General features: G+C 65.2%; 15 protein-coding genes. 1 reads left to right on the forward strand and 14 read right to left on the reverse strand.

What is annotated here, in order from left to right; all coding sequences use genetic code 11:
• Positions 1–84: 84 nt before the first annotated feature.
• The 3 genes from PGP17_RS02975 to lpdA form a co-directional block, all read right to left on the reverse strand.
• Positions 85–1227, reverse strand: a complete 1143-nt coding sequence (locus tag PGP17_RS02975; RefSeq protein WP_270374197.1) for an acyl-CoA dehydrogenase family protein — start codon at positions 1225–1227, stop codon at positions 85–87.
• Between the two features lie 152 nt (positions 1228–1379).
• Positions 1380–1958, reverse strand: a complete 579-nt coding sequence (locus tag PGP17_RS02980) for a GNAT family N-acetyltransferase (protein WP_270374198.1) — start codon at positions 1956–1958, stop codon at positions 1380–1382.
• 95 nt (positions 1959–2053) lie between these two features.
• Complete coding sequence (gene lpdA / locus PGP17_RS02985; RefSeq protein WP_270374199.1) at positions 2054–3457, reverse strand: dihydrolipoyl dehydrogenase; 1404 nt, start codon at positions 3455–3457, stop codon at positions 2054–2056.
• A gap of 199 nt (positions 3458–3656) precedes the next feature.
• Here lpdA and PGP17_RS02990 point away from each other — a divergent pair, with 199 nt between their 5' ends.
• Positions 3657–3923 carry a hypothetical protein gene (locus tag PGP17_RS02990; RefSeq protein ID WP_270374200.1) on the forward strand — a complete coding sequence of 89 codons (267 nt, stop codon included), beginning with the start codon at positions 3657–3659 and terminating at the stop codon, positions 3921–3923.
• Between the two features lie 15 nt (positions 3924–3938).
• Here the strand turns inward: PGP17_RS02990 and PGP17_RS02995 are convergent, their stop codons facing one another.
• From PGP17_RS02995 to PGP17_RS03045, 11 genes are all read right to left on the reverse strand, one after another.
• Entirely contained in the window at positions 3939–4391 is a 453-nt protein-coding gene (locus PGP17_RS02995) for a hypothetical protein (RefSeq protein WP_270374201.1), read from the reverse strand.
• A gap of 115 nt (positions 4392–4506) precedes the next feature.
• Positions 4507–6024 carry a 2-oxoglutarate dehydrogenase complex dihydrolipoyllysine-residue succinyltransferase gene (odhB, locus tag PGP17_RS03000; RefSeq protein WP_270374202.1) on the reverse strand — a complete coding sequence of 506 codons (1518 nt, stop codon included), beginning with the start codon at positions 6022–6024 and terminating at the stop codon, positions 4507–4509.
• 38 nt (positions 6025–6062) lie between these two features.
• Complete coding sequence (locus PGP17_RS03005) at positions 6063–9050, reverse strand: 2-oxoglutarate dehydrogenase E1 component (protein ID WP_270374203.1); 2988 nt, start codon at positions 9048–9050, stop codon at positions 6063–6065.
• Positions 9051–9168: 118 nt separating this feature from the next.
• Positions 9169–9693, reverse strand: a complete 525-nt coding sequence (locus PGP17_RS03010) for a GAF domain-containing protein (RefSeq protein ID WP_270375003.1) — start codon at positions 9691–9693, stop codon at positions 9169–9171.
• Positions 9694–9894: 201 nt separating this feature from the next.
• Entirely contained in the window at positions 9895–10794 is a 900-nt protein-coding gene (gene sucD / locus PGP17_RS03015; protein WP_135945516.1) for a succinate--CoA ligase subunit alpha, read from the reverse strand.
• 5 nt (positions 10795–10799) lie between these two features.
• Positions 10800–11996 carry an ADP-forming succinate--CoA ligase subunit beta gene (gene sucC, locus PGP17_RS03020; RefSeq protein ID WP_135945515.1) on the reverse strand — a complete coding sequence of 399 codons (1197 nt, stop codon included), beginning with the start codon at positions 11994–11996 and terminating at the stop codon, positions 10800–10802.
• Between the two features lie 123 nt (positions 11997–12119).
• The gene (locus PGP17_RS03025) at positions 12120–12440 is read right to left on the reverse strand and encodes a hypothetical protein (protein ID WP_135945514.1); all 321 of its coding nucleotides are present in this window, start codon (positions 12438–12440) and stop codon (positions 12120–12122) included.
• Positions 12437–13693: an MFS transporter gene (locus PGP17_RS03030; RefSeq protein WP_270374204.1), complete on the reverse strand. Its 1257-nt coding sequence runs from the start codon at positions 13691–13693 to the stop codon at positions 12437–12439. The genes PGP17_RS03025 and PGP17_RS03030 overlap by 4 nt, the downstream gene beginning before the upstream one ends.
• Before the next feature lie 109 nt (positions 13694–13802).
• On the reverse strand, positions 13803–14336 hold the full coding sequence (locus PGP17_RS03035; protein ID WP_270374205.1) for a hypothetical protein: 534 nt from the start codon (positions 14334–14336) through the stop codon (positions 13803–13805).
• A gap of 210 nt (positions 14337–14546) precedes the next feature.
• Complete coding sequence (locus PGP17_RS03040; protein WP_270374206.1) at positions 14547–15728, reverse strand: alkaline phosphatase D family protein; 1182 nt, start codon at positions 15726–15728, stop codon at positions 14547–14549.
• Between the two features lie 61 nt (positions 15729–15789).
• Positions 15790–16011: a hypothetical protein gene (locus PGP17_RS03045; protein ID WP_270374207.1), complete on the reverse strand. Its 222-nt coding sequence runs from the start codon at positions 16009–16011 to the stop codon at positions 15790–15792.
• Positions 16012–16023 lie beyond the last annotated feature (12 nt).

Genomic DNA, 16023 nt, shown 5'->3' on the forward strand with positions numbered 1-16023 from the left:
GCGCCGCCCCGCTAGCCTGCCAAGGAGTTTCGAGCCTGTCAGACAAGGGCTAAGGACGGCTTAGCAAACGCGGTTAACGCGGCGCTAAAGCCGCATCTGCCGGAAGGCGAGGTCCTTCATGATCTCTTCCGAACCGCCGCCAATCGCCATGACCTTGACCTCGCGATAGATGCGCTCGACCGCCTGGCCGCGCAGATAGCCCGCCCCGCCGAGAATCTGCATCGCCTGGCTGGCGCAGTATTCTACGGTCTGGCTGGCGGTGAATTTCACCTTGGCAAGCTCGGCGGCCGGGATCTCGCCCTCGTTCAGAGTCCATGCAATGTGCAGAAGATAGGCCCTGAGCGCGTCGATACGCGCGCTCATGTCCGCGATCTTGTGGCGGATGACCTGATGGGAGATCAGCGGCTTGCCGAAGGTCTCGCGCTGTTTCGCCCACGCGACCGCGTCGTCAAAGCAGCGCTGCGCCATGCCCAGGCAGCCGGCCGCGAGGGCGAGGCGCTCATAGTTGAAATTATTCATGATGGCGAGCAGGCACACGCCCTCCTCGCCAAGCTGGTGATGAGCCGGAACGCGCACGGCGTCGAAATGCAGGCTCGCCGTGTCAGAGCTCCACCAGCCCATCTTCCGGTCGAGCGCGGTGCGGGTGAAGCCCGGCGTGCCGGCCTCCACCAGGAAGAGCGAGATGCCGCCAAACCCCTCGCCCCCGGTGCGCGCGCCAACCACGAACCAGCGCGCCTTCATGCCGCCGGTAATGAAGGTCTTCTCCCCGTCCAGGACAAACGAATCCCCGTCGCGCCGGGCGGTCGTCGTCAGGCGCGAGAGGTCAGATCCGCCGGAGGATTCGGTCATGGCCAGCGCGCCGCCCTCGCGGCCGCTGACGATGCCGGGCAGGACTTCGGTCTTGATCGCGTCGCTGGCCAGCGCGGCAATCGGGCCGGTCATGATGTTGCGGGCACCCAGCGAGGCATTCACACCGCCCGGCGCGCCGTAGGCCAGCGCAATGCCGCTTTCGAGACGCATGAAGGCGTCGTCGAATCCCAGGCCGCCATAGGCCTCGTCGATCCCGAAGCCGAACAGGCCCAGCGCGCCCGCCTTCTCATGCAGCTCCCAGGGGAAGTCGCCGGCCTCGTCCCACGCGTCGCCATGTGGTTCGATCTCTCGCCGTACAAAGCGTTCGACGCTGTCGCGAAAGGCGGCGCGCTCGGGTGTTTCGAACGGGTTCTTCATCAGAGCTCCTCCTGATTTGCGAGGAGGTTAACCTGCCCGTTCGCGCCGTGTCAGCGCGAAATACGGCGGTGCAACCGTCGCGCGCAACCCCTTGGCATCAAGGCATATGCACCGGGCGTGCGGGCCGCAGGCCGGTTCTAGCGCTGCGCGCGTCAGCCCGCTGACGCGGGAAGATCAAGGGCAAAGTCGCTGACGCGGCCCTCGCCGGAATCGCGCTCGCCCACAAGCGAAAAGCCCGCCTTTTCCAGGACGCGCCGGGCGGCATAGAGATGGGTGAGGGTCGAGGCGGTGACCTTGCTCACGCCGGGCTGAGCCTCCGCCCAGCTGAGCAGGCCGAGCACGGCTTCGGTGGCCAGGCCCTGCTCGCGGAAGCTGGGCAGCATGGAATAGCTGATCTCGATACAGCCGCCATCGCCGGGCGGACCGTGAAACCCGCCAATGCCGACAAGGCGCGGCTGCTGGCCGGGCCCCACATCCATGGTGAAGACCCAGCTATACCAGCCGGCATTGTCGGGACGGGATTCCAGATGTCCCGCCATCCAGTCCATGGTCTCGGCGGTGGTCAGCTCGGGCGGCCAGGAGGGTTCGTACTTCACCCCCAGCGCCGCGAAGAAGCCTTCGCGGTCCTCGCTCTGCAGCCGGGCCAGATGGGGATCAAAGGCAATCAGGGTCAGCCGCCCGGTTTCGACAACCGGACCTGCAAACTGCGTCCCTGACGGGGAAACACCCATCGATGTCAGCCTTCCTCACTGCCTCGGTTACCTGACCGATCTAGGCAGATTTGCCTTCCCTGTAATCTAAAACTTATGTGTCGGTCTTGCAGGGGCTACATCTGCATGGCCCAGCCTTCGACCGCCATCGCCGCCTGACGCACCGCTTCGGACAGGGTCGGGTGAGCGTGGCAGGTGCGCGCCACATCCTCGGAGGCGGCCTTGAATTCCATCGCCAGAGCCAGTTCGGCGATCAGCTCGCCGCCATTCGGTCCGATGACATGGGCGCCCAGGATTTCGTCCGTCTTCGCGTCGGCGAGGATTTTCACGAAACCGTCCGTGGTGTGGTTCGTGCGCCCGCGCGAATTGGCCTGGAAGGGGAATTTGCCCACCTTGTAGTCGCGCCCGGACTCCTTGAGCTGTTCCTCCGTCGCGCCGACCCCGGCGATTTCCGGATAGGTATAGACCACGGTCGGGATCGCGTCGTAATTGACATGCCCGGCCTTGCCCGCGATGAGCTCGGCGCAGGCCGTGCCCTCGTCCTCGGCCTTGTGGGCCAGCATCGGGCCGGTCGTGGTGTCCCCGATGACCCAGATATTGTCGACGCCGGTCCTGAAATGCTCGTTGGCGATCACGCCGCGCTTGTCCGGCTCGATGCCGACATTCTCCAGGCCGAGGCCCTTTGTATAGGGCCGCCGCCCGATGCAGACGATGACGATGTCGGCATCCATCGTCTGGGCATCGCCGCCATCGGCCGCCTCGGTGGACACTTTCAGCTTGGTCTTGAGCTTTTCGACGCCGGTGACCTTGCGGCTGAAATGGAATTTCAGGCCCTGCTTCTCGAACAGCTTGCGGGCCGCCTTAGAGACTTCCTTGTCGAGGCCGGGCAGGCAGTGATCGAGGAATTCGACCACCTCGACCTCGGCGCCGAGGCGCCGCCAGACCGAGCCGAGCTCCAGACCGATAACGCCGGCCCCGACCAGGACCAGCTTCTTGGGCACTTCCTTGAGTTCCAGCGCGCCGGTGGAGGAGACGATGCGCTCCTCATCGATCTCGACACCCGGCAGGGGCGTCACTTCGGAGCCGGTCGCGATGACGATATTCTTCGTCTTCAGCACCTGGGTCTTGCCATCGGGACCGGTCACCTCGACCTCGGTCTTCGACTTGATCGTGCCGGTGCCGGTCAGGTGGTCGACCTTGTTCTTCTTCAGCAGGAATTTGACGCCGTCGGTGAGGCCTTTCACCGCGTCGGCCTTCTGGGCCATCATCTGCTCGAGATTGAGCTTGAGCGCGTCGAACTCGATGCCGTAGCCGGCAAAGTCCTTCTTCGCGCCCTCGTAGAGCTCGCTGGCGTGGAGGAGCGCCTTGGAGGGGATGCAGCCGACATTCAGACAGGTTCCGCCCAGCGTTTCGCGCTTCTCGATGCAGGCCGTTTTCAGACCGAGCTGACCGGCGCGAATGGCGCAGTTATAGCCGCCGGGGCCACCCCCGATGATCACGACATCGTATTGATCGGCCATGAGTGAGATCCTTTGTCTGAGTGCGCGCGGGCGAGGAGAAGGGCCGCACCGCAGACGCGCAAAATTGGCGTGTTGCAGCGCACCCTACTCCCGGCCTCGCGCGCGTCAACTCACCGGCGTATCCAAGCGCGGGCGGAACGCCAGGCCGGTCCGGCGAGTTCTTGGAGAGAAGGCCCAAGCTGAAACAGGAGGCCTGCTCATGAGCCAACCCGTATCGCAAGCCCGCAAGAGCCTCTGGCGCGCCATTCTCATCGGCGGCGCAGGGGGGCTGGTCCTCGGCGCAATCGTGGGGGTCCTGATGGCCCTCATCCTGGGGCCCGTGTCGCTGAGCGGCGCGATGGGCGCTCGCGCCATCCTTTTTCTCGCCTTTGAAGCCGGATTTGCCGGCGCGATCGTCGGTTCGCTCGTGGCGGCGATGTTCGCGCTCAGGCACCGCTCCCAGAGGCGTCCTCCGCCCGGATCGTGAGCGAGGGTGCGGGCGCTAGCGCAGTATCTTCTTCTGGCCTGCCCAGCGCGAGAACCATAACAGCGCGAGCAGGGACGCGCCGATGAAGAGTGACAGGGTGAGCCCGGCCGCTCCCATCATCGCGTAGGCGCCGGTGAAGGCGTACTGGTAGACCGCGTTGATCAGGAAGAGAAAGAAGGCGAGGCCGAAGAGCGGTTCTGCCCAGCGCTTGCGCACGAGCAATCCGATCGACGCAATAAAGGCGGCGAAGACGGCTGTCGCCCAGATCGCCACGAACCAGCTCGGGAAGCCGTAGAAATAGGCGAGCTGTTCCTCGCTGAAGCTGGCCATATAGGCCTCGACGCGGAACTGCGTCATCACATAGTCCACCACGCCCACCGCGTTCCAGAGCGTGGCCAGAATGGCGATGACCCAGAACCAGACCGGGGCTCTGGTGCGGCCTCCCGTATCGGTCGCTGCAAGTGACATGACGCGTCCTCCCCTGACGTTTTTTTATATTACGCGCAAAAAGGCTGTCGATTGGCAACAAAAAACGCGCCCGGACGAACCGGGCGCGTCTTCGAGTGCGAATCGGGCCTGAAACCTAGATGTCGAGGATGAGCCGTTCGGGCTTCTCCAGGCTTTCCTTGACGCGAACGAGGAAGGTCACCGCTTCCTTGCCGTCCACGATGCGGTGATCGTAGGAGAGCGCCAGATACATCATCGGGCGGATCTTGACCTCGCCATTGATGGCCATGGGGCGTTCCTGGATCTTGTGCATGCCCAGAATGCCGGATTGGGGCGCGTTCAGGATGGGCGAGCTCATCAGCGAGCCGTAGACGCCGCCATTGGAGATGGTGAAGGTCGCGCCCTGCATGTCGTCGATGGACAGCTTGCCGTCGCGCGCACGCTTGCCGAGATCGATGATGTCCTTCTCGATCTGCGCGAGCGACTTGGTATCGCAATCGCGCACGACCGGCACGACAAGGCCCTTGTCGGTGCCCACCGCGACGCCGATGTCGTAGTGGTTCTTGTAGATGATGTCGGTGCCGTCGATCTCGGCGTTCACGGCCGGGATGTCCTGCAGCGCGGTCACACAGGCCTTTGCAAAGAAGCTCATGAAGCCCAGCTTCACGCCGTGCTTGCTGGTGAAATCGTCCTGGACCTGTTTGCGCAGGGACATGATCGCGCTCATGTCCGCCTCGTTATAGGTCGTCAGCATGGCCGCGCTGTTCTGCGCTTCCTTCAGGCGCCGGGCGATGGTCTGGCGCAGGCGCGTCATCTTCACGCGCTCTTCTCGCTCACCAAGCTCGCGCGGTGCAGACGGCTTGCTCTCGCTCTTTGCCGGCGCGCTCGCGCCGCTCTCCAGCGCCTTGAGGGCGTCGCCCTTGGTCACGCGGCCATCCTTGCCCGAGCCTTCGACCCTGGACAGGTCGAGATCGTTCTCGCGTGCGACACGCTGGGCGGACGGCATGGCCTTGGCCGGTTCCTTGTCCGCGGACTTGCCTTCGTCCTTCGATTGGGACTTCGACGCGCTGCCGCCCGAGGCGCCGGCGCGGATCCTGGCGATCACCTGACCGGGCTCGACCGAATCGCCTTCGGAGATGAGGAGTTCCTCGATCTCGCCAGCCTCGGGAGACGGCACCTCGACGGCAACCTTGTCGGTTTCGATCTCGAGCAGGGTCTGGTCTTTCTCGACGGTGTCGCCGACCTTGACCGCCCATTCGCCGGCCGTCCCCTCGGAGACGCTTTCGCCCATCACCGGCACCTTGGCGTCGATCAGCTCTCCGGAGCCGGAAGCGCCGCCCTCGTTGTCGGAGGCCTTGGAGGCGCTGGCCTCTTTCTTGTCGTTGCCCTTGTCGCCTTTCGGCTGGGAGGCCTTGGCCTCGCCTGAGCCCAGTTCGCCGAGCTTGGCCCCGATCTCGACCGTCTCGCCTTCCTTGGCAGCGATGCTCGTCAGAGTGCCGTCGGCTTCGGCGCGCACTTCCACGGAGACTTTGTCGGTTTCGAGTTCGACGAGAATGTCGTCCTTCTTCACCGCATCGCCTTCGGAAACCTGCCACTCACCGACGGTGGCTTCGGATACGGATTCGCCAAGCTGGGGGACGGTAATATCGCTCATGGGCTTCTAGCTCGTCTTTCTTTCGCTACCGCGCGGGGCTATTTGCCAAGCGCGTCGTCGATGAGGGCTTTTTGCTGGGCCTGGTGTTTGGACAGGACGCCGGTGGCTGTCGAGGCGCTCGCCGCACGGCCAACATAGCGCGGACGCGACACCTTGTTGCCCGCCTTTTCCAGGCAGAACTCGATATAGGGTTCGACAAACGTCCAGGCGCCCATATTGCGCGGCTCTTCCTGGCACCAGACGATGTCGGCATTCTTGAACCGCTTCAGCTCGTCGATCAGCGACTTGGCCGGGAAGGGATAGAATTGCTCGACGCGCAACAGGTAGACATCGTCGATGTCGGTCTGTTCGCGCGCTTCGAGCAGATCGTAATAGACCTTGCCGGAGCACATCACGACGCGGCGGATCTTCTTGTCCTCGACCAGCCGGGTCTCGGTCCGCCCGGTCGCGACATCGTCGCGGCCCTCGCGCACCGCCGTGTCGGCATCGTCCCACAGCACGCGGTGGAAGGAGGAGCCCGGCCCGAACTCGAAGAGCGGGCTGACGCAGCGCTTGTGACGCAGAAGGCTCTTCGGCGTCATCATGACCAGCGGCTTGCGGAAGCCGCGGTGAATCTGGCGGCGCAGGATGTGGAAGTAGTTCGCCGGCGTGGAGCAGTTGGCGACCTGCATGTTGTCTTCGGCGCATTGCTGGAGGAAGCGTTCCAGGCGGGCCGAGGAGTGCTCGGGCCCCTGGCCTTCATAGCCGTGCGGCAGCAGCATCACGAGGCCGGACATGCGCAGCCATTTGCGCTCACCCGAGGAGATGAACTGGTCGATGATGACCTGGGCGCCGTTGGTGAAGTCGCCGAACTGGGCCTCCCACATCACCAGCGTGTTCGGGGCCGACAGCGAGTAGCCGTATTCGAAGCCGAGCACGGCTTCTTCCGACAGCATGGTGTCGATCACCTCGTAGCGCGCCTGCTCCTCCTGCAAGTGGTTGAGCGGGGTGTACTTGGCTTCGGTGTCCTGGTCGATGACATGGGAGTGGCGCTGGGAGAACGTCCCGCGTCCCGAATCCTGACCCGACAGGCGGACCGGGAAGCCCTCGGTGAGAAGCGTCCCGAAGGCCAGATGCTCGGCGGTCGCCCAGTCCAGGCCTTCGCCGGACTCGATCATCTTGCCGCGGTTGTCGAGAACGCGCTTGAGCGTCTTGTGCACATTCACGTCGTCGGGGATCGTCGTCATGGACGTCCCGACCGACTTCAGCGTCTCGGTATCGACAGCCGTCTGACCGCGGCGCTCATCGTCCTCGGGCAGGCCCAGACCGGACCAGACACCGTCCAGCCAGTCGGCCTTGGACGGGGTGTAATCCTTGCCCTTCTCGAATTCGGCATCGAGGAAATCCTCGAACTCCGAAATCCAGGCATCGACCTGGTCGGCCGAGATCAGGTCTTCCTTGACCAGGCGCTCGGCATATTGCTCACGCGCGGACGGGTGGTCCTTGATCGCGTTGTACATCAGCGGCTGGGTAAAGGAGGGGTCGTCGCCCTCGTTGTGACCGAAGCGCCGGTAGCAGAACATGTCGATGACCACGTCCTTGCCGAAGAGCTGGCGATACTCGGTCGCGACCTTGGCCGCGAACACCACCGCTTCGGGATCGTCTCCGTTGACGTGGAAGATCGGCGCCTGAACCATCAGGGCGACGTCGGACGGATAGGGCGAAGAACGCGAATCCTTCGGGTCGGTGGTAAACCCGATCTGGTTGTTCACGATGAAGTGGATGGATCCGCCGGTGCGATGCCCCTTCAGACCGGACAGGCCCAGGCATTCGGCCACGATGCCCTGGCCGGCAAAGGCCGCATCGCCGTGCAGCAGCAAGGGGAGCACGCGGCTGGCGGTATTGGAATCGTCCTCCGACTGACGCCGGTACTTGGCCTGCTTGGCGCGGACCTTGCCGAGCACGACCGGGTCGACCGCCTCAAGGTGGGAGGGGTTGGCCGTCAGCGAGAGGTGGACGGTATTGCCGTCAAACTCGCGGTCGGACGAGGAGCCGAGGTGATATTTAACGTCGCCGGAAGAGTACTCGGCGCCGAGCGTATCGCCGCCCTGAAACTCGTTGAAGATGACGTGGTAGGGCTTGGCCATCACCGCGCCGAGCACGTTCAGGCGCCCGCGGTGCGGCATGCCGAGCACCATGTCGGTGACGCCGAGCGCGCCGCCGCGCTTGATGATCTGCTCCAGCGCCGGGACCATGGCCTCGCCGCCATCGATGCCGAAGCGCTTGGTGCCCGGATAGCGCTTGTGCAGGAAGCGTTCGAAGGTTTCCGCCTCGACCAGCTTTCTGAGAATGGCGCGCTTGCCGTTCTTGGAGAAGGCGATCTCCTTGTCCGGCCCTTCGATACGTTCCTGCAGCCAGGATTTCTCGTCCGGGTTGGAGATGTGCATGTACTCGACGGCGAACGTCCCGCAATAGGTGCGCTTGAGTACTTTGAGGATCTGCTTGACCGTCGCGCTTTCCAGGCCGAGATAGCCGGAGATGTAGATTTCGCGGTCCAGGTCGCCGGATTCGAAACCGTAAGTCTTCGGGTCGAGCTCGGGCTGCGTGCCGAAATTCGACAGGCGCAGCGGGTCGAGATCGGCCGCCAGATGTCCGCGCATCCGGTAGGCGCGGATCAGCATGATCGCGGAAATGGAATCCTTGACCGCCTGACGGATCTGTTCGGGAGAGGCTTCGCCGCCGAGGCGCTCGCTGACCGCGTCGGGCAGGGCGGCCATCTCCGGTCCGATATCGCCCAGCGCGGAGACGAGCTCGCCATTGGCGGGACGCGGCCAGTCGCTGCGGCGCCATTTCGGCCCGGCCGCGGCGTGTCGCTGGTCCTCGCCATCGTCACCGACTTCTTCAAAGAAGGCGCGCCAGGAGTCCGGCACGGAGCCGGGGTCTTCGGCATGGCGTGCGGCCATCTGTTCGATATAGGCGGCATTTCCGCCGAAAAGAAAGGAAGTTTCGAGGAAGGTCTGGTTCGTCACTGAACGTTCGTCTGGCATGGCGGCCCTTCAGGGCAATTGTAACCGCGCGGAGAGTGCGCCTTTGGTGGGTTTACCATCATCTATGCCGCATGCAACGCCGAGGGAAGACCATGATGTTCCAAAAGGTGTGCGATCTTCAGGCAAAGAGCGGTTCGGCGTCGCAGCACATGGTCAGCTTGCGGGCCGCTTCGCGCAGGAGATGGCCCTGGTGATGGGCGGTGATCGCGGTCATGGCGTTCACCGCCAGGCCTTCGAGCAGGGCGATGTCTCGCGCCTCGAAATCGCGCGGCCGTGTGTCCATCACGCACATTGCGCCGAGCGCCAGACCCTCGTGATCGACAATGGGCGCGCCCGCATAGAAGCGCACGTTGGGGCTGCCCGTCACCAGCGGATGGTCCTTGAGCTTTGCGTGCTCGCGCAGGTCCGGCACCACCATTGTCTCCGCCGTGCTCACCGGAGTTTCGCACATCGCATGGGCGCGTGCCGTCTCCGTGATGTCGAGCCCCCGGATCGACTTGAACCATTGCCGGTCCGCGTCGAGCAGGGAGATGAACGCGATCGGCGCACCGAAGGCCAGCCGGGCCGTTTCGGTGAGGGTGTCGAACGAGGGATGCGGATCTGTGTCGAGAATACGGTAGGACCGCAACGCCTCCAGCCTCATCTTCTCCACGGAGACACTCCTTCACTGAACAAGTTCAATTTAGCGGTCTAAGGCCTCCCGGCTTTCCAGTTTCTTAAGATAAAGGTTTGATTGCGAGGCGATTGTCCTTTGCGCAAGACAGCCGCCGCGCGCGAACAAAAAAGCCCCCGGAGCGGTGCGCTCCGGGGGCTTTTGCCTGGCGTTCGGTCGAGGCCCGGGAGCCTAGCCCTTCAGCAGCTCGCTCAGCGTCGTGCCGAGGCGTGCGGGGCTGTCGGCCACGGTGATTCCGGCCGACTTCATGGCCTCGATCTTGTCGTCGGCGCCGCCCTTGCCACCGGCGACGATGGCGCCGGCATGGCCCATCGTGCGGCCCGGAGGCGCGGTGCGACCGGCGATGAAGCCGACAGTCGGCTTCTTGCGGCCGCGCTTGGCCTCGTCTTTCAGGAATTGCGCGGCCTGCTCTTCGGCCGTGCCGCCGATCTCGCCGATCATGATGAGCGATTTGGTTTCGTCGTCGGCCAGGAACATCTCCAGCACGTCGATGAATTCGGTGCCCTTCACCGGGTCGCCGCCAATGCCCACCGCCGTGGTCTGACCCAGGCCCTCATTGGTGGTCTGGAACACCGCTTCATAGGTCAGCGTGCCCGAGCGCGAGACCACGCCGACGGAGCCCTTCTTGAAGATGGACCCTGGCATGATGCCGATCTTGCACTCGTCCGGCGTCAGGACGCCGGGGCAGTTCGGGCCGAGAAGGCGCGAGCCGGAACCCTCGAGCTTGGCTTTCACGCGCACCATGTCGAGCACGGGAATGCCCTCGGTGATGCACACGATCAGGCCGATCTGCGCGTCGATCGCCTCGATGATGGCGTCGGCGGCCCCGGCCGGCGGAACGTAGATCACGGACGCATCTGCGCCGGTCTTGTCCTTGCCTTCGGCGACGCTGGCAAAGATGGGCAGGTCGTGGCCCGCGCCGCTCCAGGTTTCGCCGCCCTTCTTCGGGTGCACGCCGCCCACCATCTTGGTGCCGGCGTATTGCAGGGCCTGTTCGGTGTGGAAGGTGCCGGTCTTGCCGGTCAGACCCTGGACGAGGATCTTGGTGTCTTTGTTGACGAGTACGGACATGGCAATCAGCCCTTCTTCACAGCGTCGGTGATTTTCTTCGCGGCGTCGTCGAGATCGTCGGCGGACGTGATATCCAGACCGCTCTCGTTCAGGATCTTCTTGCCCTTGTCGACATTGGTGCCTTCCAGGCGCACGACCAGGGGAACCTTCAGCCCGACTTCCTTCACCGCGGCGACCACGCCCTCGGCGATCACGTCACAGCGCATGATGCCGCCGAAGATGTTGACCAGGATGCCCTGCACGTTCTTGTCGGCCGTAATGATCTTGAAGGCCGCGGTGACCTTCTCCTTGCTGGCGCCACCGCCGACATCGAGGAAGTTGGCCGGCTCGCCGCCATACAGCTTGATGATGTCCATGGTCGCCATGGCAAGGCCCGCGCCGTTGACCATGCAGCCGATATTGCCGTCGAGGGCGATGTAGGCGAGGTCGTACTTGGACGCCTCGATCTCCTTGTCGTCCTCTTCGCTCATGTCGCGCAGCTCGCGCACGTCCTCGTGACGGAAGAGCGCATTGCCGTCGAAGCTGAGCTTGGCGTCGAGCACCCGCAGGCGGCCATTGTCCATGACGATCAGCGGGTTGATCTCCAGCATGCTCATGTCCTTGGCCGTGAAGGCCTCGTAGAGCGAGCGGGCCAGATCGAGCATGTCGACGCGGGCCTGTTCGCCGAGCTCGAGCGCGTCGGCAATGGCGTTGGCGTCGTCATCGGTCACGCCGGTCAGCGGATCGATATCGATGGTGTGGATCTTTTCAGGGGTCTCGTCGGCGACCGACTCGATATCCATGCCGCCCTCGGTGGAGACGACGAAGGAGACCTGGCCGCTTTCGCGGTTGACCAGCAGGGACAGGTAAAGTTCGCGAGAAATGTCCGCGCCGTCCTCGATATAGAGGCGGTTGACCTGCTTGCCGTCGGGGCCGGTCTGGTGCGTGACCAGCGTGTTGCCCAGCATCTCCTTGGCGTGGGCGACGACCTCGTCGACCGACTTGGCCAGGCGGACGCCGCCCTTGGCGTCCGGGCCGAGTTCCTTGAACTTGCCCTTGCCGCGGCCGCCGGCGTGAATCTGGGATTTGACGACCCAGAGCGGGCCGGGCAGTTGCTCCGCGGCCTTGCGGGCTTCGTCGACGGTGAAGGCGGGATGACCCTGGGCCACCGGCGCGCCGAAGCGAACCAGCAGAGCCTTGGCCTGATGCTCGTGAATATTCATGGAGTTCAATCTCTCGCAGTCGGTGAAGGCGAAAACGCGAGGGCCGGGATTTCCGGCCGGTGGGGGAGGCGATCGGGGGCGGTTATAACACCCGGCTTCGCAGGTGCAACGCGTGAGGCGCGGCTAAGGGCGAGATAACAGGGCGGTGACTGCGCCGGCGAGCCAGCCGAGCCCGGCTGACAGGCCCGCGACGAGCGGCAGGACCATGATCATCGTCGCCTGACCGCAATCGGCTCCGCCGGCGAGCTGGCACTCGGTCATGCGTGCGTCTGCGGTGCCGCTCAGCGCCAGGCTGATCAGCTGACCGGCCAGCAGCGGCAGGCCGGTCCCGATCAGGGCTGCCCCCATCCAGGTCAGCAGGCGCAGGCGCGCCAGACGGGCGCGGATGGCGATCGCGAGGCCTGCGCCGATCAGCGCAGGCAGGGCAATGTAGAGGGCGATCACGCCGCGCTCTCGCGTGAGGCGTCCTGGGTGTCGGGATGGGCATCGATCTCGGCCAGCTCGGCCGAGGTGGCCAGCAGGTTGATGAAGGGCTCGCGTTCGGCCTCCCTGACCGGCTTGCGTGCCCGGCTGCGCCAGAGCAGGACGGCGGTCAGCACGAAGCTGGCCCCGGCGGCAAACAGGAAGAGACCGCGCCCTTCCAGCACGCTGCCATAGGCAAGCCCGGCCAGGATCGGGCCGACGATCGACCCGAGCGCCCAGGTCACCAGAATGCCGGACGCGATGGCGGGCAGTTCCTCGGCGCGCGACCGGTCGGCCGCATGGGCGATGGAGATGCCGTAATAGGAGAGGCTGGCCCCGCCCCACAGTCCGGCCAGAGCGGCGCCGAGCCACAGTCCGGGGGTCACGAACACGGCCAGGATGGCGGCAAACAGGCCGGCGGTCGCGGCGGCCCCGGCCATGACCAGACGCCGGTCGACATGGTCGGAGAGCTTGCCGGCCGGCCACTGGACCAGAATCGACACGCCGTAGATGACAGCCATGACGAGCGCGGCCGACCCGGTGGTCGTGGTCGACAGGGTCTCGGCCCAGATCGGCACGAATCCCAGCACGCCGGTATTGATCACCCCGGCCCCGAACGCGGCAACGGCTGCGGCCGGTGCGATCGTGAGCAGGCGGAAGGGCGACACCCGGTTGCCGGCCGGCAGGGCCGGCTGGCCGCGGCGGGTCGCGGTGATCGGAATCAGCGCCAGCGCGAGAAAGATGCCGCCGAGCACGAAGCTCTCCAGCAGCTCGATCCCCGGCAGGGCGATCAGGAAGGGTCCGAGGATGAGTCCCGCCCGCCCCAGGATCTGATAGATCGAGATGACTCCGCCGCGCGCTTCGGAGGGCGTGGCGTCGGCCAGCCAGCTTTCGGCCACCGCGAAGATGCCCGCGGCACAGAAGCCGAAGCCGATACGCGCAATCAGCCACCAGATCATATCGCTGTTCAGGGCCAGCATCAGGGTGAGTGCGGCCGCGCCTCCGGCAAAGGCCGCGTAGGCGCGGATATGCCCGATCGACTGGATGACCAGCGGTGCAAGCAGGCCGCCGAACAGGAAGCCGATCGCGTAGCCGGCCACGACAAAACCGATCGAGAGCCCGCTCCAGCCCGCCGCGGCCATCGCCAGCGGCAGGGCCACGCCCAGCACGCCGACCGAAATCTGCAGCAGGACGGTCGCTCCCATGACTGTCGCGACATTGCGGTAAATTGTCATGGGTGCTCACCTCTCCCGGTTCGGATCTGCCGTTCGATCTTGCGGCATTCAGACCACGGTGTTGTGGCACACGCAAGGCAGGGCTGCCACGCCCGGCGATCCTCGCCGGTCAGTGAAACCGGGTCAGGCGCAGCGTGGCAAAGTCGATCGAGAGCGGCCCGCCGCCGCGTAGCAGCAGATAGAGGCCCAGAGCGGCAAGGATGAAGGCGCTGGTCCAGGCCTCCGGCAGGATGAACACCGCATACCAGAGCGCGCCGGCCAGGGTCAGCAATCCGGCGATGCGCGTCAGCAGTCCTGCCGCGAGGGCAAGCGCGACCACACACACCGCTGCAAGGATCGCCGCGGCGGCAAAAGCCTGGTCCCCGCCCCCCGGCAGCCAGTACGACACAGCCGCGACGAAGCCCTCTTCCGGCAAGGCCCACGCCATCAGGTCGGTCCAGTCGCGCGGGGTCTGCGCGTTCGACCTTGCCCACCGCCATAGCAGCGCTGCCAGGGACAGGCGGATGGCAAGTCCTGTGATGGCATCGATGAGCGTGCCGCCCGGACGCGGCGGTGGCGGGCATGCCGGACCGTCCAGCGCAAACGCATCGCGTTCACCAGCATCTGTACGGAACAGGCGGTCGAAGCGTGTCTCGGTCTGCAAGAGTCCCCCACCCCCGTGGTTCATGCCGTCAGGCGCAATGCGGCCTGGACCGGAGCGACCTAAGCGCCTGCGTTGTGTCGGCGCAATCTGAATCCGGTGCCGGGCCGGTCTTTCAGGTCCCGGGCGTGGCCGCCCGGTCACCATCCTGGTTGTGATTGCCGGTCCGTGTTCGGGGCCCGGCCGCGAGGCGGGGCAGCTTTTTGCGAAGTCCTAGTCGATGGCGAGTTCGCCGAGCGGGACGCTGACCGTGCGCACGGTCTCGCCATCGCTGCCGCGAATGTCCAGGCTCAGCGATCCGGCCTGCCAGTCGATCTCGATCATGCCGTAATTTTCCGGCGCGTACATGTCGCCGATACGGTGCGGGCCGGGCTCATCATTCTCCGCGGCGAAGGCGAGGTTGAGCGAGGAGGACGTGATTTCGTAGAGCGGGTAGGGCGCCACATCCTCCCGCACATAGAGACCGGAGGAATGACGGTCGCCGGAGAGGATCACCACGCCGTTCGCGCCGGTCTCGCCGATCAGCGCGTACAGACGCTCGCGCTCGTGGGGCAGGGTGCGCCAGGCTTCCCAGCCATGCCCGTCGGCATGGACCTGAATGGAGGAGACCAGCAGACGCAGGTCGGCCGGCTTGCGCAGCTCGCCCTCCAGCCAGGCCCACTGGGTTTCGCCCAGCATGGTCTGGCTTTCATCCTCGCTGGGGATGTAGCGTTCGCGGCCCGGCGCGCCGCGCTCGTCGGTCGGAGTCAGCTCGCCGCGGAAATAGCGCGTGTCGAGAAGGATGATCTGGACGCGCTGTCCCTCCGGCCCGAAGGTCTGCGCGGTGTAGATGCCCTCGCGCTGGCGCCGCGCATCGTCCTGCGGCACGCGCCAGAAGTCCTCGAACAGGGTTTCGGCAAAGCCTTTGTAGGGAAAGACCGCGCCGGCATCGTTGAGCCCGTAATCGTGATCGTCCCAGGTGGCCATCATGGGCACCGAGCTGCGCAGGCGCTGGAATTCGGGGCGGTTGGCGAGCATGTGATAGGCCTCGCGCAGCTCCACCAGATCCGGGTTCCAGCTGTACGCGTCGCCGTAGACATTGTCGCCGATATACATGAACAGCTCCGCGTCCTCGGCCGCGATCGTGTCCAGGATCGGAATTTCGCGCTCGGAGGTATTGCACGAGCCGAAGGCGATGCGGGTCAACGCCTGATCCTGCGACGGGAGGGGCGGGCCTTCCGGCGCGATCGGGGCTACGTATTCAAGCTGCGCGTAATAGGGGGCGAGCGCCTCGACGACGGTGCGCGGGGGTGCGGTATCTTCACCGGTACTGGCCGGGGAGGCGGTGCGCGAAGTGCCCGCCGCGCAGGCCGCCAGAACGGCCCCGGCAGTCACGAGGAGGCTGAAGCGTAGCATGAGACGTCTCCGCTGGTTGTGAACGAGTCCGTCCCTGATCTAGCGCGAAGCCACGACAGGGCTATGACGGTTTCGTGCGATCCGCGAGCGGGCCGCTGGCGCGCCTGCGGGTCCGGTCGCCCGCTTCGAGGGAAACCCCGCGGATTTCACTCGGTGCCGCGTCACTGCAAATCACGGCCTCGTGGATGGCAGTTGCAGCGCTGCGTAAATGGCTCGGCAGCACAGTGTGGAATGCAGCCAGCGCGAGGGCAAGCGCGAGCGCGGATCGGACAAGGTCGGCCATGGCATATCTCCT

Source organism: Marinicauda sp. Alg238-R41 (assembly GCF_947331485.1).
Lineage (GTDB): Bacteria > Pseudomonadota > Alphaproteobacteria > Caulobacterales > Maricaulaceae > Marinicauda > Marinicauda pacifica.